The organism is Lysinibacillus parviboronicapiens (assembly GCF_003049575.1).
Taxonomy (GTDB): Bacteria; Bacillota; Bacilli; order Bacillales_A; family Planococcaceae; genus Lysinibacillus; species Lysinibacillus parviboronicapiens.
This window is the reverse complement of record NZ_PYWI01000011.1, coordinates 80,666-102,829: the sequence shown is the minus strand read 5'-3', so window position 1 is coordinate 102,829 and position 22,164 is coordinate 80,666. Positions and strand designations below refer to the sequence as shown.

At 36.6% G+C, this 22,164-nt stretch carries 24 protein-coding genes, 1 pseudogene and 1 riboswitch; of the genes and pseudogenes, 3 read left to right on the top strand and 22 right to left on the bottom strand.

Features of this window, described 5'->3' with window-relative positions; all coding sequences use genetic code 11:
• The 17 genes from C9J35_RS11475 to comGA form a co-directional block, all read right to left on the bottom strand.
• Nucleotides 1-528: an FHA domain-containing protein gene (locus C9J35_RS11475; RefSeq protein WP_010859802.1), complete on the bottom strand. Its 528-nt coding sequence runs from the start codon at nucleotides 526-528 to the stop codon at nucleotides 1-3.
• 40 nt (nucleotides 529-568) lie between these two features.
• Nucleotides 569-1,132 carry an FHA domain-containing protein gene (locus C9J35_RS11470; RefSeq protein WP_054768307.1) on the bottom strand — a complete coding sequence of 188 codons (564 nt, stop codon included), beginning with the start codon at nucleotides 1,130-1,132 and terminating at the stop codon, nucleotides 569-571.
• Between the two features lie 46 nt (nucleotides 1,133-1,178).
• The gene (locus C9J35_RS11465; protein ID WP_107924608.1) at nucleotides 1,179-1,607 is read right to left on the bottom strand and encodes a J domain-containing protein; all 429 of its coding nucleotides are present in this window, start codon (nucleotides 1,605-1,607) and stop codon (nucleotides 1,179-1,181) included.
• 92 nt (nucleotides 1,608-1,699) lie between these two features.
• Complete coding sequence (locus tag C9J35_RS11460; RefSeq protein ID WP_010859805.1) at nucleotides 1,700-2,125, bottom strand: hypothetical protein; 426 nt, start codon at nucleotides 2,123-2,125, stop codon at nucleotides 1,700-1,702.
• A gap of 246 nt (nucleotides 2,126-2,371) precedes the next feature.
• The gene (locus C9J35_RS11455) at nucleotides 2,372-4,540 is read right to left on the bottom strand and encodes a transcriptional regulator (RefSeq protein ID WP_107924607.1); all 2,169 of its coding nucleotides are present in this window, start codon (nucleotides 4,538-4,540) and stop codon (nucleotides 2,372-2,374) included.
• A gap of 534 nt (nucleotides 4,541-5,074) precedes the next feature.
• Nucleotides 5,075-5,995 carry a serine/threonine protein kinase gene (locus C9J35_RS11450; RefSeq protein WP_107924606.1) on the bottom strand — a complete coding sequence of 307 codons (921 nt, stop codon included), beginning with the start codon at nucleotides 5,993-5,995 and terminating at the stop codon, nucleotides 5,075-5,077.
• 530 nt (nucleotides 5,996-6,525) lie between these two features.
• Nucleotides 6,526-7,989 (bottom strand): aminomethyl-transferring glycine dehydrogenase subunit GcvPB, encoded by a 1,464-nt coding sequence (gene gcvPB / locus C9J35_RS11445; RefSeq protein ID WP_107924605.1) that lies wholly within the window; start codon nucleotides 7,987-7,989, stop codon nucleotides 6,526-6,528.
• Nucleotides 7,982-9,328 (bottom strand): aminomethyl-transferring glycine dehydrogenase subunit GcvPA, encoded by a 1,347-nt coding sequence (gcvPA, locus tag C9J35_RS11440; protein ID WP_107924604.1) that lies wholly within the window; start codon nucleotides 9,326-9,328, stop codon nucleotides 7,982-7,984. Before gcvPA ends, gcvPB begins: the two co-directional genes overlap by 8 nt.
• Nucleotides 9,329-9,353: 25 nt before the next feature.
• Nucleotides 9,354-10,457 carry a glycine cleavage system aminomethyltransferase GcvT gene (gene gcvT / locus C9J35_RS11435; RefSeq protein WP_054768300.1) on the bottom strand — a complete coding sequence of 368 codons (1,104 nt, stop codon included), beginning with the start codon at nucleotides 10,455-10,457 and terminating at the stop codon, nucleotides 9,354-9,356.
• 204 nt (nucleotides 10,458-10,661) lie between these two features.
• Nucleotides 10,662-10,754, bottom strand: a riboswitch (glycine riboswitch).
• Between the two features lie 144 nt (nucleotides 10,755-10,898).
• Entirely contained in the window at nucleotides 10,899-11,414 is a 516-nt protein-coding gene (locus C9J35_RS11430) for a shikimate kinase (protein ID WP_054768299.1), read from the bottom strand.
• A gap of 19 nt (nucleotides 11,415-11,433) precedes the next feature.
• Nucleotides 11,434-11,634 (bottom strand): hypothetical protein, encoded by a 201-nt coding sequence (locus tag C9J35_RS11425; RefSeq protein ID WP_010859812.1) that lies wholly within the window; start codon nucleotides 11,632-11,634, stop codon nucleotides 11,434-11,436.
• The gene (gene comGF / locus C9J35_RS11420; protein ID WP_054768298.1) at nucleotides 11,612-12,037 is read right to left on the bottom strand and encodes a competence type IV pilus minor pilin ComGF; all 426 of its coding nucleotides are present in this window, start codon (nucleotides 12,035-12,037) and stop codon (nucleotides 11,612-11,614) included. The genes C9J35_RS11425 and comGF overlap by 23 nt, the downstream gene beginning before the upstream one ends.
• Nucleotides 12,034-12,348, bottom strand: coding sequence for a hypothetical protein (locus tag C9J35_RS11415; protein WP_054768297.1), 315 nt, complete (start codon nucleotides 12,346-12,348; stop codon nucleotides 12,034-12,036). Before C9J35_RS11415 ends, comGF begins: the two co-directional genes overlap by 4 nt.
• Nucleotides 12,345-12,785, bottom strand: a complete 441-nt coding sequence (comGD, locus tag C9J35_RS11410) for a competence type IV pilus minor pilin ComGD (protein ID WP_107924603.1) — start codon at nucleotides 12,783-12,785, stop codon at nucleotides 12,345-12,347. The genes C9J35_RS11415 and comGD overlap by 4 nt, the downstream gene beginning before the upstream one ends.
• Nucleotides 12,782-13,123 carry a competence type IV pilus major pilin ComGC gene (gene comGC, locus C9J35_RS11405; RefSeq protein WP_054768296.1) on the bottom strand — a complete coding sequence of 114 codons (342 nt, stop codon included), beginning with the start codon at nucleotides 13,121-13,123 and terminating at the stop codon, nucleotides 12,782-12,784. Before comGC ends, comGD begins: the two co-directional genes overlap by 4 nt.
• A gap of 12 nt (nucleotides 13,124-13,135) precedes the next feature.
• Entirely contained in the window at nucleotides 13,136-14,209 is a 1,074-nt protein-coding gene (comGB, locus tag C9J35_RS11400) for a competence type IV pilus assembly protein ComGB (protein ID WP_107924602.1), read from the bottom strand.
• Nucleotides 14,187-15,203, bottom strand: coding sequence for a competence type IV pilus ATPase ComGA (gene comGA, locus C9J35_RS11395; RefSeq protein WP_107924601.1), 1,017 nt, complete (start codon nucleotides 15,201-15,203; stop codon nucleotides 14,187-14,189). Before comGA ends, comGB begins: the two co-directional genes overlap by 23 nt.
• 323 nt (nucleotides 15,204-15,526) lie before the next feature.
• Here comGA and C9J35_RS11390 point away from each other — a divergent pair, with 323 nt between their 5' ends.
• Together C9J35_RS11390 and C9J35_RS11385 are read left to right on the top strand one after the other, a co-directional pair.
• Nucleotides 15,527-16,237, top strand: coding sequence for a helix-turn-helix transcriptional regulator (locus tag C9J35_RS11390; protein WP_107924600.1), 711 nt, complete (start codon nucleotides 15,527-15,529; stop codon nucleotides 16,235-16,237).
• Between the two features lie 117 nt (nucleotides 16,238-16,354).
• Nucleotides 16,355-16,597 carry a DUF2626 family protein gene (locus tag C9J35_RS11385; protein WP_010859821.1) on the top strand — a complete coding sequence of 81 codons (243 nt, stop codon included), beginning with the start codon at nucleotides 16,355-16,357 and terminating at the stop codon, nucleotides 16,595-16,597.
• Between the two features lie 524 nt (nucleotides 16,598-17,121).
• Here the strand turns inward: C9J35_RS11385 and C9J35_RS11380 are convergent.
• On the bottom strand, nucleotides 17,122-17,766 hold the full coding sequence (locus tag C9J35_RS11380) for an MBL fold metallo-hydrolase (protein WP_107924599.1): 645 nt from the start codon (nucleotides 17,764-17,766) through the stop codon (nucleotides 17,122-17,124).
• 167 nt (nucleotides 17,767-17,933) lie between these two features.
• On the opposite strand from C9J35_RS11380, the gene C9J35_RS11375 reads away from it, so the two are divergent.
• Nucleotides 17,934-18,113, top strand: coding sequence for a DUF2759 domain-containing protein (locus C9J35_RS11375; protein WP_010859823.1), 180 nt, complete (start codon nucleotides 17,934-17,936; stop codon nucleotides 18,111-18,113).
• Nucleotides 18,114-18,628: 515 nt separating this feature from the next.
• Here C9J35_RS11375 and C9J35_RS11370 read toward each other — a convergent pair.
• From C9J35_RS11370 to C9J35_RS11355, 4 genes and pseudogenes are all read right to left on the bottom strand, one after another.
• Nucleotides 18,629-18,781: pseudogene (locus tag C9J35_RS11370) on the bottom strand (transposase); the annotation flags it as partial.
• A 393-nt stretch (nucleotides 18,782-19,174) separates the two neighbouring features.
• Nucleotides 19,175-21,070: an LTA synthase family protein gene (locus C9J35_RS11365; RefSeq protein WP_107924597.1), complete on the bottom strand. Its 1,896-nt coding sequence runs from the start codon at nucleotides 21,068-21,070 to the stop codon at nucleotides 19,175-19,177.
• A 283-nt stretch (nucleotides 21,071-21,353) separates the two neighbouring features.
• A complete protein-coding gene (locus tag C9J35_RS11360; RefSeq protein ID WP_054768295.1) occupies nucleotides 21,354-21,563 on the bottom strand; it encodes a YqgQ family protein in 210 nt (69 codons plus the stop codon).
• The gene (locus C9J35_RS11355) at nucleotides 21,556-22,149 is read right to left on the bottom strand and encodes a 5-formyltetrahydrofolate cyclo-ligase (RefSeq protein ID WP_107924596.1); all 594 of its coding nucleotides are present in this window, start codon (nucleotides 22,147-22,149) and stop codon (nucleotides 21,556-21,558) included. Before C9J35_RS11355 ends, C9J35_RS11360 begins: the two co-directional genes overlap by 8 nt.
• Nucleotides 22,150-22,164 lie beyond the last annotated feature (15 nt).

Below are 22,164 nucleotides of genomic sequence, written 5' to 3'. Positions count from 1 at the left end.
TCATCCCTCACTCTGGTTGTTTTCCCATTCAAAGTGAACACCACATAAAGGAATAAACAGAAACATACTTCTACCTAATTGGATAACATCGTATGCCGCTAGCTCTGTGGGCGTATAGACTGCTTCATTATTGAGATAGGCTAATCCTGATGCGTCGCCGGGCAGGAGATAGAAATTTCTTTTTTTAGGATCATAGACAATAACAGCATGATTACGTTTAGAAATGGAATTATCTCCAATAATCCGAATATGCATATCTTCAGCTCTGCCGATAAAGTTCTTTTCAGATAAAATGCGGTAGTCTCTTCCCATTTGAGGACCTTCAATACAAACTAACCAACCTGTAACAGGGTCAATACCATCCATTTCTCCAAGATAGGGCATTGTTTTATCATCCGCTTCCATAACAGCGATGGGTTGGCTAGTACCCTTTGGTTCCTGCTCCACCATCACATTGCAATACGGACAAATATTTCTATGTCTTCTTGAACTAAACATGTGACCATTTGTACATCTAATCAAACTCATTTTCATTTTCCCCCGTCTTTGTTACGAATCTAGATTTTCTTTATTTCACTAAAATACGTGTATTTGCTATGTATATAATATCTCCATGATTTATGCGAGATGGATTGTCATATTTTAATCTATTTTTAACCCGTTTATTGGATTTCTTAATGCCTACACCGTTAACAGAATCAATATCCTCTATGTACCACATGCCAGAAACACAATTTAACACAGCATGCTCGTAGTTAATGAGCGATTCATATTCTGTACCACTTAAATCGATGTCAGCTTCTAGTTCTGTTGTGCTTTTTCCTATAAGTAGTGAGGTTTTTCCTTTTATCGACCATTCTTTCATTTCCTTCCCTTGTTCGCTGAGAAGGACAATTTTCTGAATGTCTGTATCCGTTATGTCATTTAAAACTTTCTTCGTTTCATACATAATGGAGCCATAAACAATGATGATTACCGCTAGTATTGATCCAATAATCGTTTTCAACAGAAAATCTTGATTCATTACGAATACATATAAAATGAAAAAGAAAGCGATAGTAACAATTAAAATATCTATAATTCTTAACATCATTTGTTTCTTTTCACTCTGCGCATAGGCTGAATTTTTCATGTCATACACGTTATCACTCTCCCCCACACTAATTGTTCATATGTTGTTATTTATTAAAAAAGCGCTCAAATAAATCCGTCGTATCTATTGGATTTTTCTTTGCCGATTTATTTTGTGCTGACATTTCTTTCGTTTTCGGATTAAAGCCAAAAAAATGCTCGAAGTTCTTTTCAATATCATGCATATTAAAATCTTGCTTATTTACCTTGGATTGCTGACGTGATTTATTCGTATTGTCATTTGAATAACTAGCATCTTGTCTCACATCATCAAGACGAGCGTCATATGCCTCTCTCGAATCTGTGTCTTTCAGTACTTTGTATGCCTCTTGCACCTCTAAAAAAATCTTTTCCGATTCCTTGTTACCACCGCTTACATCTGGATGATGTTTTTTTGATAGTTTTCTGTATGCAAGTTTTATTTGATCTTGTGTTGCTTGTCTGCTAACGCCTAGAATTTCGTAATGATTTTTCATTAAATTTCATCCCCAGTATTAGGATTATTCAAAATTATCTAAGGAACTATATAGTCCCTTAGATAATTTGGTGTGTTCTATCAAACTACGATTTAGACAGCGTAGCCGCCTTCGATTTTTGCTAAATCTGTTTTGTCTTTCTTTTGTTTGATGAATAGGAAGAATTCGCCAATACCTTCTGTGTCGCCGTATCTTTCTGTGTAGTCAACAACAAACGCATTTGGGAAATTAATTTTTCTTACTACTTGATCAGCCGAGATAACTTCTAATGTTACTTTACGGTAACAGTCAGCTTTTTCAGCAGGTACTAATGACCATAATCCTAATTTCATCGTGTCATCAGAATTATCGCCATCTGTTGCAGTAAGGATTTTCCCTTTAATTTTTAAAGTTGCTCCAACATCTGTTGAACGAGCGTTTGAGTCATCTGGCGTATCTGTTTCATACTCAACCGTCATAATACTTTCTAACCCTAGTTCAATTGCTTCTGATCCTTCTACTTTTAATACAAAACCCATTCTTATTACCTCCTAGAATTTTTTCGAATCAACACTTAATCTATTCTTGGTGAAATTGCAATGTTTCAAGCTTTCTTAATTTCTCGTCGTTTGGCTAAAGCAAACATCGAGAAATATGTAAATCTTTCACCAAGTACAGGTTTAAGGAGATTCATATATTTATGTTAAAAGATTTATTGATGAATAAATCTTAAACATCCAACGAATACATCAATGGATAAAATTTAAAATGCAGGTGAAAATCGCTTAAGCTTTAACTGCACTTGTGCCTTTTGTAATCATGACTTCAAGGTTCTTCACATTGCCGTTAAATACTAAATCTATTTGACATAAGCTCGTTTTCTCATCAATAATGTAGCCGATATCGTCTCCATCATGGATAACCGAGTTTACATAGCCTTTATCATTAAGCCACTTGCTTTTTTGGCTACTTGGATTATTACTAAAGAAACGAACAATATTTTCATGTTTAAAGTCACCTGATTGGAAACGTAGAATTCGTTCGATATAGGTACTAACTTGTGTTTTGTAAATAGAATCGAATCCGTCTTCCTCCATTGCAAGGCTTCTTGCTTTATACACGGTAATACGTTTAATGTCTTTATCCTGAAGCTGAGCGTTTTCTGATGAGAACACAAAGCCAAAGCTTCTACTGTTAATGGCGTCTTTAATATTGTTGGTAAAACCTGAGATTTCTTTTGCCATCGTTGTAACAGCTCTTAGTGAGTTATCTCCTGCTTCAATATCAAATCGAACGCCAGGGTAGCTTCTTTTGACATTTCGGAAAGATTCTTTTAGATATTCTGGACATTGATATGCAGACACAATACCTGCGGCTACATAGCTAGCACCTACATAGACACCCTCTATCCATAGCTTTAAAATATCTTCCTTTTCCTTAGACAGCTTTGCCCCATTTTCAGTTGTCTGCATTCTTGTATCAATCACTACTCCAGATTTATCTTTTGGAATAATTGTGAAATTCGGGAGACAAGGGATTGCAAATTCACTGAATTCTTTTCGAACGAGAACAGAACATTTATCGATAAGTCGGTCTATACCTGCTGTTGCTATTCCGTTGAAAGTTGTTTCTTCTTCTGCCATAAAGTTGAAGAATATTTGAACTTTATAATCCTTTACAGTATCAAGCAGCATAGTTAGGGATTCCATTGTGTTACCTTCTTGCTTGGCAACTTTCTCATTCCCTTTGAAACGTGCTCTGCTCACTTTCATCTTTCCAGATGCTTCTAGCTCTAGTGATGGCACAATGCCATACCAGACCGTGTCAGTAAAGTCATTTTTCGAGTTTACTGTATTTAGATACGTACTCAATCTTGGGATATTATTACTTTTAACGAGCATGTCTAATTTTGTATTAGTTACAAGCAACGAGGGCTGCATCCCTTTGTTTTTTGTCGCATACTGATCAAAATACATTTTGACGCCAAGTAATTTTTCTACTAATGGCTTTACAGTCTTTACAAATTCATCTTTAGCATCTTTATAGAATTCTAAGTATGTATTGTAGTTCTGTACCTCTGTTTCTACATCAAATTCTGCTCTCACTGTTGGTAATGGTGAGAAGGTTCTTACTACTAAATCTTTCACATAGGAAGAAGGTGATTCTGTAATCGATTCATAGTCCTCTTCAAACACTGTACTTAAACCATAGTTACTGTTTTCTTCAATGACCATCAGTTCAGAATTCGTATTTTGAGGTGCTTCGATAATTTTTAGTTCACCCGTTTCACCAATAGTAAGTGTGCCAATTTGCAGTTTTTCGGATTCATCTTCTTCCTGGTTAGCACCTAGTAGCAGTCTCGTCTTAATATCTTCGATTGCTAATGGCAACATTGCCATTACGTTGTTATAGTTGCGACTTGCTACTTCAAACATCAGGTTTAGCTTATCCCCGGTATCTAGCTTTTTAGGATCACCGTCGTCTAATTTTTCATATTCACCGTACATGTAATGAATTTCTTTTCTGACTTGACGGATATCGTCCATAACTTTTTTCGGCGAAATCATATCTAATAGATTTTCAAATTTAAAGTCAACATTGGTAATGCCCTGGCTGCGTTTCGTATCGATGAGGGTAAATAGCATCTTTAAAAAATCATTATTTTGATCGATTGCGATTTCAGAAATACAATCATCTTGAATGCCTTCTGGCTTTTTTAATGTATACATCACTTTTTGATTTGCTGCATTGTAGAATGAATAGACTGTAGGAGAAAACTTATCTAAAAATTCGTCGAAGCTTTTTACTAGAAGATATTGATTGATTTCTTTGACTTTCTCATCACTGAGGCTGTCAATTCCTTTTACATCTCCTACAAGGGTAATTAAGTCCAGCTTTTCTGGATTAATCTCCTCAAAGAGCATTGTTCTGTTTGTTTGATTGATAATCTCCATTTATTCGGCTGTAAAATTCTACAGCCATCCCTCCTTTATAACGAATTTCGAGTAACTATTTGTAAAACATAATCATTAGTGGTAACACTTTTTAGCCAATAATACACAGTTAACAAACACTATTTTTATACTTTATAGTAATTAAATGGTACCAAAAAGCACAGAAAGCCCTTGGAATTCCTCATCCGACAAAGGGTACAGTATGTTTATGCAGTTGTAAAATGGCATTCACTGAAGATCCAGTCATATCGGGCGTTACACTAGTGACAATATGTATCACAAGTAACTATACATTACGAAAAATTATTGTCAATATTTACAATAGTATTTTTTTCAAATTAAATTACATAAATGTATTATTAGTAAAAAATAACCATGTTAATTTTTGTGGTAATAAATAACTTAAATTGTAATAGAAACATTGATTTAACAATATTAAACAGCTATTAGATGACAATATAGGCATCCACTAGCTGTTATAATTTTCAATATTATGAAATTGCAAAATGATTACATAGCTTTATTTTTGTAAAATTATTTATTATTATAGTCAAAATAATACTTTATTTTAATGACTATACTCTCAGATAAAATAGTCAATAACAAGAATTTTAGCGAAAAGCATCTTTTTTTTGCGTTGACTGTTAGACTCCACATGATCGCCTGTGCCATTATAAAACTCACTTTTTTGTTATACTGTCTGACATTTTTTATACCATCTTCAATTACTCTTTGAGATACATCCATAGGTACAACGTCAGTAAGAGCATAGTAAAATGTTGCCGCTAAACTATAGATATCTGTGTAAACCCCCTGCTGAGTTTTGTCAGAATATTGCTCAAGCGGAGAAAATCCAGGGGATGTAAAAATTTTATGTGCCGTTGCTGCTTTATAAAATACAGCTGAACCAAAATCCAGTATCTGCGGACTTCCTTCTTGATCAATTATTATATTACTGGGTTTAATATCTCGATGTAGTATGCCTTTGTTATGCAGATAATCTAACGCATCAATTAACGGCAGAAATATACTTTTATACAACTGATTTCGATTATCCAATTGATATTTTTTTACATATTGATGTAAAAGCATCCCTTCATAGAATTCCATCACGATATAAATAGTCCCGTTTTCTTGAAAATGTTCGAGGTACCTCACAATATTTTTATGAACGATTTGCTGCAAGAGAACTGCCTCATGTAGAAAATTCCCCTTTAACTCTGCAAATTTTTCCTTTGTAGAAGGAAGGCGATTAATCACGCTTATATTATCTAAGTCACGTAAAGCAATGTCACTTGGATAGAACTCTTTTATGATAACTTGCTCTCCAGAATCGAGGTTTTCTCCTCTGTAAACAATTGACAACTTACTTGAAGAAATGATCTCATTGATTTTATATGTATCTTTCAGAACACAATTTATTGGTAAGCTTACGTCGTACAAAATAGCATTCATATGCCTTCTACCATCCTTTTTTGCAATATCCATCTTGAAAAATATGTACATTTTATGACAAAATTACTATGCATTGTCAGAGTTTTAATTCCAAATTAATGTAATTAATATAAATATATTCCTCTATATTAGCAATTTTCTTGTCAATTGTCAGTGCTATAACCATGACTTTTATTATATTTCCCATTACTAGACATAAAACTGGTTGAACTTGCGAAACTCAGTGGCAGGCATCGTTTCGCTCGAGTTGCTCGGCGATATGATCGGAAAGGTGGGTTAGTACGCTCAGAGATGGGCTCGGATTGTTCGGGTATGGACTCCGTTCGCTCGGGTTCGGCGACGGTTCGCTCGGGTTCCACTCAGGTTCGCTCAGGTTCCGCTCAGGTTCCGCCCAGGTTCGCGCAGGTTCGCTCAGGTCGGGCTTCCTTTCGCATGATACTCTAGCTAAGTAAAAGGGTGTAACAAAACAAACAAAAAAGCTGTTCGATAAGTAAATAAATACTTTTCAAACAGCTCTATTGCAATGCATATTATGCTTTTTGGTAACGTAGCACTGGTGTACGAGCAGCGCGTGTTTCGTCTAGACGAGATACGACTGTTGTATGTGGTGCTTCTTGCACAATAGATGGATTTTCTTCTGCTTCTTTTGCGATTTGAATCATAATGTCACAGAATGCATCTAATGTTTCTTTTGATTCTGTTTCAGTTGGCTCAATCATCAACGCCTCTTCCACGTTTAGTGGGAAGTATGTTGTTGGTGGATGGTAGCCAAAGTCTAACAGGCGTTTTGCGATATCCAATGTACGTACGCCCAGTTTCTTTTGACGACGACCCGATAATACAAATTCATGCTTACAATGACGGTTATATGGTAGGTCGAAGAACGGCTCTAGACGACGCATCATATAGTTTGCATTTAAAACTGCATATTCCGTTACAGCTTTTAAGCCATCTGGGCCCATCGTACGGATATATGTGTACGCACGGACGTTAATCCCAAAGTTACCATAGTAAGGCTTTACGCGACCAATTGATTGTGGACGTTCGTAGTCGAAGTGGTATGTTCCCTCTTCTGTTCTTACTAGGACTGGTTTTGGTAGGAACGGAATTAAATCTGCCTTTACGCCAACTGGACCTGAGCCTGGACCACCGCCGCCATGTGGGCCTGTAAATGTTTTGTGTAAGTTCAGGTGGACACAGTCAAAGCCCATGTCGCCAGGGCGCGCTTTACTCATTACTGCGTTTAAGTTAGCTCCATCATAGTAAACTTTACCGCCAACAGCGTGAATGAGCTCTGCCATTTCGATAATATTCTCTTCAAATAAGCCCAGCGTATTTGGATTTGTTAGCATTAATGCAGCTGTGTCAGGACCCACTACATTGCGTAAATCTTCAATATCAACTAAGCCATTTTCATCGGATTTTACCGTAATTGTTTCAAAACCAGCGACAGTTGCAGATGCCGGATTTGTACCATGTGCTGAGTCAGGCACGATAACCTTATTACGGTGACCTTCGCCATTCGCCTCATGGAAGGCACGAATCATCATTAATGCTGTCCATTCACCATGTGCGCCTGCTGCTGGTTGTAATGTGACTTCGTCCATACCTGTAATTTCTACTAAAGAAGTTTGTAGGTCATACAGAAGTTCCATTGCACCTTGTACAGTGGATTCATCTTGTAATGGGTGAACGTTGGCAAAGCCAGAAAAACGAGCAACGGCTTCATTAATTTTCGGATTATATTTCATCGTACAAGAGCCTAATGGATAGAAGCCAGAGTCTACACCATGGTTTCGACGAGAAAGTGCTGTATAGTGACGCATAATGTCTAGCTCAGAAACCTCTGGTAATTCTGCAGCTTCTTCTCTAATTAAGTTTGCAGGAAGTAAATCTGAAAGATCAACTGCTGGCACATCAAGTGCTTCTAAGCTGTACCCTACGCGACCTTCTTTTGTAATTTCAAAAATGAGTGATTGATTTTCGTTATGCATTGAGAGCCCCCATTTCTGCAACAAGTGCATCAATTTCTTCCTTCGTGCGTAATTCAGTTACAGCAATTAACACATGATGCTTTAAAGCTTCATAAGTTTGACCTAATGGATACCCACCGATAATACCTTTTTCAATTAAGCCTTTATTGATTTCCTTGACGCATCTATTCGTTTTTACGACGATTTCATTAAAGTGTGCACCTTGGAATGCTACTGTGAAGCCTGCCGCTTCAAAGGCATTTTTCGCATAGCGCGTTTTGGCAATATTTTGCGTAGCCATCTCACGAACACCTTGCTTACCAAGTGCTGTCATTGCAACTGAAGCTGCAAGTGCCAGAAGTGCTTGGTTTGAACAAATATTAGAAGTCGCTTTATCACGACGAATATGCTGTTCGCGTGCTTGTAATGTTAGTACGTAACCACGTCGACCTTCACCATCCACTGTTTCACCAACAAGACGGCCAGGAACTTTCCGCATTAATTTTGTTGTCACAGCGAAGAAACCACAGTGAGGACCACCGAATGCTTCTGCGATACCAAAAACTTGCGCATCACCAACACAAATATCAGCACCTAACTTTCCAGGAGGTGTTAAAATACCTAATGCTAGTGGATTTGAGGATACAACAAATAAACTTTTTGCTTCATGTGCAATGTCACCGATAACTTGTAAGTCCTCGATTTGACCAAAGAAGTTTGGATATTGTGCAATGACAGCAGCAGTATTGTCATCGATTAGCTCTTTTAATGCGCCAACATCCGTTACACCATCTTTTTGAGGGATTGTTACGATGTCAATCGATTGACCGTATGCATATGTAGCAACGACGTCACGGTACTCAGGGTGAACCGTTTCAGATACTAAAATTTTCTTACGACGTGTATGGCCTGCTGCGAGCATACCTGCTTCAGCGAGTGCAGTTCCTCCATCGTACATAGAAGAGTTAGCAAGATCCATTCCTGTTAGTTCGGCAATCATCGTTTGGAATTCAAAAATTGCTTGTAATTCCCCTTGTGAAATTTCAGGTTGGTAAGGTGTATAAGCTGTATAGAACTCTGAACGAGAAATAACGTGATCCACGATAACCGGTTTATAGTGATTGTAAACGCCTGCACCTAAAAATGAGACATTAGCGTTGGTATCTTTGTTTTTCGCAGCAAGTGCTGATAATTCTTTTAAAAGTGCTGATTCTGATTTCGCTTCTTTAATGTCATAAAGGCCTTTAAATCGTACTATTTCTGGAATATCTTCGAATAGTTCATCAACTGAGGATACACCAACTACGTCTAACATTTCTTGTTTATCTTGCTCCGTCATTGGTAAATAACGATGTTTCATAAATGTAGGTCCCTCTTTTCAAATTTTATTTTGAACGCTTGTAAAACGGTGTTTCAACTGTGATTACCTTTAAGTGCTTACCACGAATTTCGATTTCTAATTCTGTTCCGATAGTTGCGAATTGGCTGTTAATTAACGCGTGACCAACATTACGTTTAGAAGAAGGAAGCTGTGTACCTGTTGTCACTTCACCAATTTCCTCGCCATTGTTGAACACTTTGTAGCCATGACGTGGAATCCCTTTATCGATCATTTCAATCCCAACAAGCTTGCGAGATAAACCATTTTCTTTTTGTGCAACTAATGCATCGTGACCAATAAAGTCTTCTTTATTTAATTTCACTGCAAATCCAATACCTGCTTCAAGTGGAGAAATTGTCGCTGATAGCTCTTGACCGTAAAGCGGAAGACCTGCTTCAAAACGCAGTGTGTCACGGCAGCCTAAACCTGCTGGAACAACACCTTTGTCTTTACCAGCTTCTAAGATTTTGACCCACAGTGCTTTAATATCTTCTGGGGAACCGTACAGCTCAAAACCATCTTCTCCTGTGTAACCACTGCGAGAAACTAACGCTTTGTGCCCAGCAACCTCAACGTCCTCTTGGAAGCGGAAATATTTAATTGCACTTAAATCAGTCGTTGTTAATGTTTGAAGAACCTCTTCAGCTAATGGACCTTGAAGGGCAATTTGCGCATAAGCATCTGATTGATTGTCGATTGTGACATCATACTGGTTTTGGTTTTCCAACATCCAGTCATAATCTTTTTCAATATTCGCTGCATTGACACATAATAAATAATGATTGTCAGCCAATTTATACGTTAATAAATCATCGACAACGCCACCATCTTCATAGCACATTGCATTGTATTGCGCTTGACCTGTAGCAATTTTTGAAATGTCATTTGACAAAAGATTTTGTAAAAAGTCCAGTGCTTCAGGACCTGTTACGACAATCTCTCCCATATGTGACACATCAAATAAGCCAGCACGACTACGCACGGCATCATGTTCATCTTTAATAGAAGAGAATTGCACTGGGAGTTCCCATCCACCAAAGTCAATTGTTTTACCACCAAACTTTGCGTATTCATCGAATAGAGGTGTACGTTTTAATTCATTCGTCATGAGTATTGCCCCCTTATTGTTAGTATCATTTTTACTTGTAGTAGTTCGTCTGTTTTTCTACATAAAAAAAGACAGACGAACCCCTTTTCGGGATTCTCTGTCCTTGCACCTGAAAGTTACACCACACTGACTCGCATAACTTGATTGCCAATCAGTAGGCTTTCCCCTTTGGTGGCTGTTGTACTACAGCTCTCTCCAGAGTTGCGTCTTGTACGAGTCCTTTTACCTGAGAGATTCATAGCCCTTTGCTACTTGCTCCTTCGGTGGCGTCTATACGCGCTCTCCCCGCACAATCATCCGCCCAAGAATCATCTTGGTACTATTTAGTATTCAATGTACTTAAGTTACCTTATTAGTCTATATCCTAACATTGATTGTATTGAAAAGGCAATCATTTTTTAAATTAACATAATAAACGAACATTGAATGTGTTTTCACTTATTATCGTTCGCCTTTCAACCTTTTCACCTGGAATACTAAATACTCTAGAATATTGCGCATAGTTCTACCTTCTGTCAAAACCTGTATATGTCCTGCTTCACGATAAAACTTCCTTCTGTAGTGATACAGTTCTTCTAACTCTTCCTTTGTTGAACTTTGTACAATTGGTCGGTTTGGATCATGCTGTATTCGTTTGTAAATATCTTCGAATGTCGCATCTAAAAAGAACACGAGGCCACTACGTCTCATAATTTTTCGATTTTCTCCATTTACGGCTACACCACCGCCTGTTGAAATAATACAAGCTTCGTCTCGGAAATTTTTCAAAAATTCTGTTTCTATCTCTCGAAAACGTGCCTCTCCGTATTTTTCGAAAATTTGTGGAATTGTCATGCCCTGTTGTCTAACAATTTCATGATCCATATCATAGTACGGTAGCTTTAATAAATAGCTTAACCGCCTTCCTAACGCACTTTTCCCGCATCCCATAAAGCCAACTAAATATATTTTTCGCATTCGAATCACCTTCTTATAACTACGATTCTACACTGTCTGACAAAATTTGTCCTAATAAATTTATCGTAGCTCGAACATTGACCTTTTCAAGCGCATCATATGTTCGTAACTGAATTTCATAAGACATACAATACGTAAGAACAAAAGTAGTTACAAAAAATAATAATGCAATTGCGATTAAAAAAATAGCCCCTCTGTCATTTTTCAATAATTGGCACATAATAGGTCCGCTCCTTCTGCAAACCACTCGAAAATTCAACAGCAACTGTTAGTTCATTATTTTTAAATTGGAACTGACAGCTACGAAGACCGATAAGCAATGGTACATGTCCACCATTCACTTGATTGCGTATAATATTGTTGTAGCAATCAATATGATGAAGTGAGTTAGAAACTTGGAAAGTTATTCTCTTTTGATCATCGCGCATCGTGAACGATGAAACATCCACTAAATACATATTCAAATCATAAACAAATAGCTCCCATTTCGTTTGTTCATCCGTCAATATGGTTGTTTTCATTTCTGCATACCACAGCATGATGACTATAAAAAGATGAGAAATTAACACAAAAACGACGACTTGCAACAATGATTCTAATAATGTATAGCCTTTTTCGTTCATTTATTTTCACCCGTAAGCTGAATACACTTGTGACGCAATTCACGTGTGTTGTGAAAAGCGACACATATCTCTTGTCCATCGTAAGTCCAATGATAATTCACACCCTCTATTGTTTTCATACCTTCTAATTGTTGTAGGTATCGATATTGCTTCAAACCTTCATAAGCAGTTTCTGCAGCGACAACCTCAAGCTTTTTGTTGTATAAATTTGTTTTCATATTATAGGTAACAGGGACGAATGTTGTACAGATTAGCATGACAATAACCACCGATAGAATAGTTTCAACAAAAGAGTATCCGGACTCATTCATTCCACTCTGGATCTCCCACGTCCTAATGTAATAACAACCTTTTTAATACCTTGAGGTGTTCTAAAATACAATGTACCTGCATTCATCACATTCCCATTGTAGTTATACATAATCGTTTGAATCGTACTTGCCGCTGTCATCAATTCAACTCCCTTTGGAAAAGCTCGCTCATAGTAATTGCTATAAAAATCTTTTTTTATAATATAGCGATGGGGTGGGCTTTCAAACTTCATAGAGACATACTCCCGCTGCTGCATACTATAAGTTTGAATAAATTGAATATCCAATTGAATTTGTGTAAAAAAACGCTCAAGTTCCTTAGTTTCAGCTATTTTTAAGGAAAGCTTTGTCACGATACCCGTTAAACACATTACAATAAACAAGACGATTAGCATTTCTATCAGCGTAAATCCGCGCTCATTTTTCACCTCAATCATGTTCCACCCGCATCTGCTCCAGACGACGGATTTGCTAATTTTACTTCGCCATCACTAGTAATCACTATTTCGCTTTTATTTGGACAGGTTGTTTCATTTTCTTTTAAATAACCGTTCGTTACTAATTCTTCTAGTGTCGGATAGGTCATAAAATCCACTCTGTATGCCTCTACTTGCCCCTGCACCATCGAAATATAAGCGGTACAGCCTTTTTCATCTATCGTCGCAAAATGTTTCGTTACATTTGGAATGGTGATTAAGATTAGCACCGAAATAATTAACAGTACGATTAACATTTCTATTAGTGTAAATCCTGCTTGTTGTTTAACATGTTTCATTTATTATCTCTCCTATACTAGTTCAATCATGTGATATATCGGTAATAATAAACTTACATATGCAGCTACTATGCACAGGGAAATGATGAGAAATAACGTTGGCTGTACAAAGGCGAGCATGCGCTTTAGAAATAGTTCCTGCTTTTCCGCCAGTAATTCACTATATAATACGAGCTCTTTACCTAGATAACCACTCTGCTCACCATGTTGTACAAAAATGGAGAAATCCTTTTGCCATTCCGCCATCAACTGCACGGCCTGTGTAAGTGTATCTCCATATATAACCCTTTCTTTTATACAACCTGCAAAATACCGAATAAACGGTTGTAACTGTTGTTTTTCTAAAATGTGAAGACTTGCTTGTAAAGAGAAACCGCTTTGTAGTAAACTCCCTAAATATGCAGCAAACTGTCTTGTCATCGATAATCGAATGAAGATGTTCATAAATGGTATTTTTAATGACATGTATAACTGCTGAGCAATTGGTTGTCGTTTAAGCCAAAACTGAAGAATGATGGAACCCAAAACGGCTACAATCCCTATCGTAAGAAGCACATCAGGCAAATGTAGTAAGTAACGTGAGAAGGCGATGCTTGTCTCCCCCGTTTCACTGCTACGACTTAAGACCATTTTTTCAATATTCGGAAAGAAAATTGTCCGAAATACTAAGAAAAGCAGCAATAAAAACAACATTAATACGAGGGGGTACAATAGGAGACCTTTAAATTTTTTCTTTGTTGCCTCATTCAACGCCATTTGCTTGGCTACACCTTTAAAGGCTTCTATCATATGCCCATTATTTTCAGCAATAGATATAGCTACTAAATAATGCTTAGAAATTTGCAATGTTTCCAGTATCCCTGTTACACCTACTCCTTCTTTAAATTTGTCTTCGATCATTAGTTGTATCTCTTCATGCGCGTCTATGTGATGTGGTAGGAGCATGGAAATAGCTTGTGTAAACAAATATCCTTCTTGTATTAACACACTTAAGCGATTGAAAAAATTAGCCTGCTCCTTCACTCGCCATTTGGTCGCCCTGTTGTAATCCATCTGCAATTTTTCAATAAGCACTCGAAGATGCATAATGCTGTCTCTCTAACAATCTTTTTTGACCATTTAGCGTACTATCATGCGGCAACTCATAGATAGCTTTTTGTTTAATGGCTTCAATAGCCTCACTAAGGTGAACGTCACTTAATATTTCTAACAGAGCACGTCGCTCTTCTTGTTTTGGTGTTTGGATTAGTAGTTGGGCCACAACCCCAATAACCGTTTGACGGAGTTCCTCAATAGTCACACCTAGGTCAATTAATCGATAGAGGCAACTAACAGAATCTTTGGCATGGACCGTCGTTAACACAAGATGACCGGTAAGCGAGGCCTCTATTGCAATCTTTGCTGTTTCTTGATCTCTTATTTCGCCAATCATAATAACATCTGGTGAATGACGTAATATGGCCTTTAAACCCGAAGCATACGTGATGCCTGCTCGTTCATTTACTTGAATTTGGAGAAGATGTGCCTGATTGTTTTCTACAGGGTCCTCTAATGAAATCACATGTTTTTGGAGATGAATGGCACAATGATGAACGAGGGAATATAAGGATGTCGTTTTACCGGAGCCCGTTGCGCCACTAAAAAGCAAGATGCCTTGCCTGCTATCAACTAGCTCTAATAGCTTATTTGCTGCACCTTTGGAATAACTTAAGGAAGTAAGAGGGAATGATTGATTTTGAAGAAGAAGCCGAATAATTAGACTCTCTTTTAAATAGGCAGAAGGAAGTGTAGAAACGCGGAAAGCAAAACGGCTTTGTTCGACTGTTTTTTGAAAGGAGCCACTTTGGGGTTTTCGTCGTTCACTAATATCTAAAGCCGCTAGAAATTTATAATAGGATACAATTCGCTCCGCTAACTCATTTGGTAGTTCACCTGCGGAAAGCAATTTATCATATTTGCGAAAGTTAATACGATAACGCCCCTCATCCGGTATTAATAATAAATCCGAAGCACCAAAATGATAGGCCTTTAACAATAGTTGCTCACATTTTTGTTCGACTACCGACTCAAAGTTTTGCATAGATGCACCTCTTTTCTGGTTCGTTCGAATATGACCGCTCTATTCGTTATTTCCTAGTATAAATAGGAAAGTGATACGAGAAAAGCCCTTTTCTTAAAATAAATTTTTGCTATAAATTTTCCTATCAAATGTGATTTTTGCTAAAAAATTGTGGATAACTTGCAAATTTTCACTAAAAATGAACATTACTATATGTAAAAGTTAATATTTATGTTGAAAGGAACTGTAACTTTTTCAATAATACAATATAATAGAATCAACATGATTTTTTTCCTAGCTATATTTTAACAACATATTCAAAAAACCATATTGAGGTGAAGCAAATGATCCATCCATTAAAAATTACTAGTACATTAGCTGATGAAACTAGATACTCTATCTATGAGTACATCCTAAAAGAGAAAAAAACAGTAACCGTACAAAATATCGCTGATAAATTTGGTATACACCCAAATGTTGCACGACTTCATTTAACGAAGCTATCTGAAATCAATATTATTTCAGCCGATTTTGCCAAAACCGGTAAAGGTGGTCGCCCCGGCCGTGTTTATAAAGCATCTGAAAAAGGTATATCGCTGACATTTCCCCGCCGTGATGAAGATCGTCTGTTAAAATGGTGCATTCAACTGATTCAAGAATTAGGTGAAATTGCATTGGCAAAATGCCAAGACATCAGTTATCAAGATGGCTTCCAGCAAATGAAAAATTATCTAACTGCTGAATTAAAATTGAATACTACATTTTCCTTTGAACAAAAACTTCAATTGTTAACAGATAACGCTGCATTAATCGGCTATGTTCCACAAATCCAGCAAACAGAACATGGAAAAAAAGTGATCTTCTCCATTTTTAATTGTCCATTTCAAGAGCAGCTAAATAAGCATTCAGAAATTGTTTGTACTTTACACGAATCTTACTTAAAAGGACAGTTAGATGGCCTATTTACAAGTAATGAATTTGTTCAAATTGAAAGCATGGTACATAACTGCGATTTATGTAAATATGAAATAAACGTGACAGAAATCGAAAGCTAAAACAAAAATCCAATTGTTTGTCACAAAGAAGAAGAAGTTCCAGTTTACAGACACCTTTCATATCATTTATAATGAATAAGAGATTATTGTGTCGTGGGCAAAAGGAGGGGAAATTTCATGGATAATATGTATAAAGTTATGGCATTCTGGACAGGTATTTTTGCAGTTATGTTCTACCTTGGTGGTATGAACGAAGTATCGCTATTATTCGTAGGTAATACAGGTTTATTCTTATTATTAGGCTTCTTAAACCTTTCAGAACGTATGTACATGTACATTTTCGGAGCATATTTAACTGTATTCTTCGCTGGCTTCACGTACTATACAACATTCATTCACGTACCTGGTGCGGGTCATTAATACAGAGAAAATAGTGTGTCTCATAAATATGTGAGACACGCTTTTTTTTATGTTCATTTATGCAATCATTTCGATAAGAGCAGAAATTGATACATAAATATGTAATAAAATCTCCATTTGTTTAGCAGTTGGTCGTATAAAAACATAGAAAAATCCCCTTCACTATCAATTAGGTTAAAATTCGTCTGCTATCAAACCTATATGAAACGTTTGGGGGATTTTTGCATTAAATTTATGAAATACAAAGGTCTGTAAAATCATTCAAGATGACACGGTCTAATCGAATAGTATGGCAGAGGGCATGAAAATTGAAAATATGGCTATCATAATAGGGATCACAAACATCAACATTTTCATTAGTGGCTTACTATTGTGCGATTGCTTAAATGACATATAAATTGAATCATTATCGCTAATCCTACAATAATGGCCATAAAACTATCCGCAGAACCTATTACCTAGTTCCATTTCATCATAAATGCAAGAAAGTGTATAATTTTACCGTTTATACAGATTTATAATTTTTAAAAACCATTTAAAAAAGGATTTGTTTCCATTTCAGCTCCAACTGTTGTGTAATGACCATGACCAGGATAAATAATCATATCCTCTGGCAGTGTTAATAGCTTGTTATGAATTGATGCCAGTAGTATCTTTGTCGAACCACCCAGTAAATCAGTTCTTCCAACACCTTGCTCAAATAATGTGTCTCCAACAATTGCAAAACCATCATTTTCAAAAATATATGAGATACTACCTGGTGAGTGACCAGGTGTAAAAACAGCTTTAAAAAGAAAATTGCTTATGTCAAATTGTTGCTCTTGCTTAATAATATTTTCCGCTGCAGGTGCTGCTACAGTATAATTCGGCAACGCTGCGTACTTACTAGAACCATTTTTACTTGGATCACCTAACCAGCTTACTTCTTTTTCATGTATCCATACAGGAAGTTCAAAAGCCTCTCGCACTGCATCTACTGCACCAATATGATCAAAATGTGCATGTGTTAAAAAAATAGCTAGTGGTTTAAGTCCGTTACTACGTATCACTTTTATAATACGCCCTGCTTCCTCACCTGGATCAAAAATTATACATTCTTTGTCTTTATTCGATACGATATAACAATTCGTTTGTACTGGACCAAGCGAATAACTTCGTACGTTCATCATCATCATCACCTCAACTTCATATTATACATTCATTGCCACAATTTGACGATAAAAGTTCATAGTTTCCGCTATATTAGTTCTCGACAAACAAAGGTAGAACGTTTACAATTAAGGAGGAATATTGTTTACGACATTCATTTTCTGATGTCGAAAGGAGTGTCTTTTTAATGAACTTATTAATGGTTATTTTTGGTCTAGTAGCGATCTTAGCAGTCGTTGGTACATTCCAAGCAATTAAAGAAAAGAACCTATTAAGCGTTGTTTTCAACTTATTAAGTGCAGCTGTATTTGGTTGGTTCACAATCATGACAGTTATCCATAGCGGATACCCACCAACATTACACTAAGATTTAGACAGAGTAAAGAGCAGTCTCATTAGAGGCTGCTCTTTATTTTCATGCCTTCTACTCTATTGATATAAAGTGTAAACACATCTATGTTTCAGCTTTAAATATCCATGACACCATCACACAAAATTATAACAGTTATCTCTTTTCATTTAAGTTACACTATTTGAAAAAAGGTTAAATTAGAGATTTATCATGCAGCGTAAAAAATTCATTTTTATGGTATTTTCTGTCGTTCTAATTATTTCACTAATAGGGGTTGCTGCGAAAAATAAAATATCAAAAGGACGAGGCACATTGTCTTTGAAACGAAATTAACTCACCTAGATGCATCAACGACAACATTGGAACAATACAAAGGGAAGATTCTCATCATTAATTTTTGCCTTCTTGGTGTGGCCCTTGTCAAGAAGAAGCGCCAGACTTAAAGGTAAATCGGCTTATCATTATATCTCAAAGCTGATTACCGCTCTAAACGAGCTTGTCAAAGGCAAGGCTTACGCTGTTTGTTGGTCTCACCAGCCCAATTTAAATGCATGTGTAGCAAAAGTAGTATTGCCCTGTATAGACAATTTTTTAATCCCTCGCAAGGTTGTCCAACGCATATCATGCTGTGCTTGCACATTGGCAAAGACACGTTCAATCGTTTCTCTTGGGCGTGCATAGATATTTATATTTTTTGTCATCATAACCACCACCTCTCACTTATAGACGTACACTAGTTGATTGGACCGCAAGCAGCGACTTCTGTGGATATAGCGGTAAGCTGAAGGCCCCGTAGGAGCGTAATGACAAGAAACCTGATAGAACTCTTGAAGTTCCATATAACCATGTTCCTCCTCTGGTAAAGTCTAGCAATACATATTTCCTCTTCGGCCATAAATTAGCCATAAAAAACATCCCTAAATCGTTAGATTTGGTGTCTAACAATTTAGGGGCAGTCCAACCCGGTAGAGTTGACGACAAACTAAAGAGAGAACCCATAAGGAGTCCTCTCAATTTTTACCCTGCATTAACAATCAATGGACATGAAGAAAGCCCCCACTGATCGAAGTTGCACTTTATTTCACTGCATCTTGTTTTAAGTTGCCTGTTTTTTCATCATAGAAACGGAGTAAGTCTCCATTAATAATGGCATCAGAGTTTTCTAATTCTATTGTTGCACGATCAGCATAAGGCTGACATGGCTCAACATCGATTTGCTCACCCGTTGCTTTGTCATAGCAAGCTTCACCAGCATAGACATATTTGTCAGTTACAAAACGACCGTCACGGAAAATAACAAAATCCTCATGCTCTGGAGAGAATAAATCTGCCCCTAGTTGCATATCTTTTGACGTTTCAATACCTAGAAGGTGTAAAATCGTTGGACGTAAATCCAATTGACCAGCTACTTCTTGCATTTCTTTACCTTCACCAGAACCAGGAATATGGATGAATAAAGGTACCTCTTGTAACAATGCATTATCATAAGGTGTAATGCTTTCTTTACCTAAATACTGTGCCATTGCCTTGTTATGATTTTCAGAAATACCATAATGGTCTCCATACATGACAATAATTGAGTTATCATAGACATCTTGGTCTTTTAAAGCTTGGAAGAAGTCTTTAATACCTTCATCCATGTAACGAACTGTTTGGAAATAGCGATTTAATGTACCTGAATTTGAAGTATATTCAGGAATCATCACATCATCTGGATCCAATGTGAATGGATAGTGGTTCGTTAACGTAATTAGACGAGAGTAGAAGGGCTGTGGCATGTCTTTCATTAGTGCTGCAGATTGCTCAAAGAATGGAATATCTTTCATACCCCAGTTGACTGCTTGGCCTTCTTCTACTTTATATGAGTCTACATCGTAAAATTTATTGATTTTTAATGATTTGTACATAATGTCACGATTCCAGAACGATTTGTTGTTCGGGTGCATAACGTTTGTAAAGTAACCATTTTCCCCAAGACGCTCTGCCATAGAGTTATACGTGTTTCCACCATGTGTGAAGAATACTGCTCCACGACCTAAGCCAAATAATGAGTTTTCTACAATAAACTCTGAGTCAGATGTTTTCCCAAGACCTGTTTGGTGATAGAAATTACTGAAATAATACGTGTCTGGGTCTTTTGTTAAAGAGTTTAAGAACGGTGTAATTTCATGGCCGTCCATATCATTATTAATCACAAAGTTTTGTAAAGATTCAAGTGACACGTAGATTACATTACGATCCTTGTATTTACCAAACATATCTTTATTGATAGCTGCTTGATTTGAGCGAATGTAGTTGTTTACTTCTACTAATTCACTGCCATCCGCTAGTGCGCGTTGAGCAGAAGATTTAGACTGAATATAAATATCATACAAATGGTAGTTGTACGTACCGATATTTTTTACAAGTAATTCACGGTCAAAGCTTCGTGTTAAAAGTTGTGGACGCTCTGTTTCCGCTAAACCTAAGTTTAAGAAAGTCATTGCAATCGCTAATACGAAGAATGCACGACGGAATTCAATATTGACTTTTACCGCTGCTTTCATTCTTGGTAAGTATTTATTCGCCAGTATTAAAATAAATACATCCGTAAAGTACAATAAATCCCATGGATTAATAATGGCCGCTGCCGATGTTCCTAAATCACTAAAGTTACTTGTCTGGAATAATACCGGTAATGTAATAAAGTCATTGTAGAAACGATAGAAAGCAACGTTCCCATATAAGACTATAGATAAAATAACACTGACAATAATAATATAACGATTTCTTGCTTTCGGTGATTTAAAGAATAACGATAAACCATACGTAAATAGTAAAAAACTTAACGGGTTAATAAACAAAATAAATTGTTGCATTGCATTTTCAATTTTCATCTCAAAGCTTGTGTGGTAAACAATGACCGTTTTTATCCAAGTTGCTACGACTGCTAGTATCATAAATGAATGTTTAGGCCACTTTAATGATTTCATTCCTAACATCCTCTCCTATTCCTTACACAAAAAAATAATAAATTTAACTAAACTGTTACTGAAACAAAATATATCTTAATCCTTTTTTAACAGATAATCAACAGATATATTTTTGGAAAACTTTTCTGCTCTTGCTCTTATATGCTCGGGATACTTATATATACGTTTCTCATTGTAAAAAGTTTCGTAAAAACATAAAAACAGTGGGAAACCACTGTTTCTGAGAATATTACATACATATTACAATATTTTTACCATACCCAAATCATTCACAATTAAAACACTATTGTTTATTTTGTTCAACTCGAAGTCTTGTTGATTCTTGTCGAATTAATAATAACGCCATTTGGTAATCTTTAATGTCTAGAACATTCGCCTTATATAACTCACGAATTTCATCTTCCATTAACATTAAATCGCCCATTGGATCACGGGTATAAATATAAGTGCCATATGTTTTCAGTAATTCATAAATATCTAACATCTTATCCATTTTTATTCGCTCCTCGTTGTGCTACACAGTTAATACGTTTTGTAGGCGTCACAATGATATCCACCGGACAATCATGTGGCGCTTTTGGTACACTTGCACGTAGCTGTTCATCGAAAAGCAGCGACATGAGCTTACCCTTTGTATAGTTTACTAAATAGCGATCATAATAACCACCACCGTAGCCTACACGATAGCCATGTGTATCAAAAACAACGCCCGGAACAAGTATGATATCTATTTCATTTGCGTCAACAAATTCAGAGATTTCCGGAATTGGCTCACGCAAATGCATATAAACAGTTTCTAGCTGCGCAAACGATTCTATGACATAAAACGACATTTCTCGCGTTTTCGGGTTACATTTAGGAACTGCCACCTTTTTGCCCAGTTGCCATAGCGCTTCAATAAGATGAATTGTGTCGACCTCTGGCTTATTAGAAATCGTCAGTCCTATCGTCTTTGCTTCTATTATATATGGTTCCTGTAACACTTTTTTAGCTACTAAAAATGATTGGTCGCGATATGCAGTTGCAGTCATCTTCGCTAGCGTTTCGCGTACTTCATTTCGTAAAATTGTTTTTTCCATGCCAGGCTACCTCCT

What these genes read in the sequence shown, in the direction of transcription:
- comGC (WP_054768296.1), bottom strand. Translation starts at nt 13,123, where the DNA reads ATGAAACATGTTAAACAACAAGCAGGATTTACACTAATAGAAATGTTA.
- C9J35_RS11425 (WP_010859812.1), bottom strand. Translation starts at nt 11,634, where the DNA reads ATGTGCCAATTATTGAAAAATGACAGAGGGGCTATTTTTTTAATCGCA.
- C9J35_RS11450 (WP_107924606.1), bottom strand. Translation starts at nt 5,995, where the DNA reads ATGAATGCTATTTTGTACGACGTAAGCTTACCAATAAATTGTGTTCTG.
- gcvPA (WP_107924604.1), bottom strand. Translation starts at nt 9,328, where the DNA reads ATGAAACATCGTTATTTACCAATGACGGAGCAAGATAAACAAGAAATG.
- C9J35_RS11360 (WP_054768295.1), bottom strand. Translation starts at nt 21,563, where the DNA reads ATGGATAAGATGTTAGATATTTATGAATTACTGAAAACATATGGCACT.
- C9J35_RS11475 (WP_010859802.1), bottom strand. Translation starts at nt 528, where the DNA reads ATGAGTTTGATTAGATGTACAAATGGTCACATGTTTAGTTCAAGAAGA.
- C9J35_RS11465 (WP_107924608.1), bottom strand. Translation starts at nt 1,607, where the DNA reads ATGAAAAATCATTACGAAATTCTAGGCGTTAGCAGACAAGCAACACAA.
- C9J35_RS11355 (WP_107924596.1), bottom strand. Translation starts at nt 22,149, where the DNA reads ATGGAAAAAACAATTTTACGAAATGAAGTACGCGAAACGCTAGCGAAG.
- comGF (WP_054768298.1), bottom strand. Translation starts at nt 12,037, where the DNA reads ATGAACGAAAAAGGCTATACATTATTAGAATCATTGTTGCAAGTCGTC.
- C9J35_RS11470 (WP_054768307.1), bottom strand. Translation starts at nt 1,132, where the DNA reads ATGAAAAATTCAGCCTATGCGCAGAGTGAAAAGAAACAAATGATGTTA.
- C9J35_RS11365 (WP_107924597.1), bottom strand. Translation starts at nt 21,070, where the DNA reads ATGAAATCATTAAAGTGGCCTAAACATTCATTTATGATACTAGCAGTC.
- gcvT (WP_054768300.1), bottom strand. Translation starts at nt 10,457, where the DNA reads ATGACGAATGAATTAAAACGTACACCTCTATTCGATGAATACGCAAAG.
- C9J35_RS11375 (WP_010859823.1), top strand. Translation starts at nt 17,934, where the DNA reads ATGAACTTATTAATGGTTATTTTTGGTCTAGTAGCGATCTTAGCAGTC.
- gcvPB (WP_107924605.1), bottom strand. Translation starts at nt 7,989, where the DNA reads ATGCATAACGAAAATCAATCACTCATTTTTGAAATTACAAAAGAAGGT.
- C9J35_RS11455 (WP_107924607.1), bottom strand. Translation starts at nt 4,540, where the DNA reads ATGGAGATTATCAATCAAACAAACAGAACAATGCTCTTTGAGGAGATT.
- comGA (WP_107924601.1), bottom strand. Translation starts at nt 15,203, where the DNA reads ATGCAAAACTTTGAGTCGGTAGTCGAACAAAAATGTGAGCAACTATTG.
- comGB (WP_107924602.1), bottom strand. Translation starts at nt 14,209, where the DNA reads ATGCATCTTCGAGTGCTTATTGAAAAATTGCAGATGGATTACAACAGG.
- C9J35_RS11415 (WP_054768297.1), bottom strand. Translation starts at nt 12,348, where the DNA reads ATGAATGAGTCCGGATACTCTTTTGTTGAAACTATTCTATCGGTGGTT.
- C9J35_RS11380 (WP_107924599.1), bottom strand. Translation starts at nt 17,766, where the DNA reads ATGATGAACGTACGAAGTTATTCGCTTGGTCCAGTACAAACGAATTGT.
- C9J35_RS11460 (WP_010859805.1), bottom strand. Translation starts at nt 2,125, where the DNA reads ATGGGTTTTGTATTAAAAGTAGAAGGATCAGAAGCAATTGAACTAGGG.
- C9J35_RS11385 (WP_010859821.1), top strand. Translation starts at nt 16,355, where the DNA reads ATGGATAATATGTATAAAGTTATGGCATTCTGGACAGGTATTTTTGCA.
- C9J35_RS11390 (WP_107924600.1), top strand. Translation starts at nt 15,527, where the DNA reads ATGATCCATCCATTAAAAATTACTAGTACATTAGCTGATGAAACTAGA.
- C9J35_RS11430 (WP_054768299.1), bottom strand. Translation starts at nt 11,414, where the DNA reads ATGCGAAAAATATATTTAGTTGGCTTTATGGGATGCGGGAAAAGTGCG.
- comGD (WP_107924603.1), bottom strand. Translation starts at nt 12,785, where the DNA reads ATGATTGAGGTGAAAAATGAGCGCGGATTTACGCTGATAGAAATGCTA.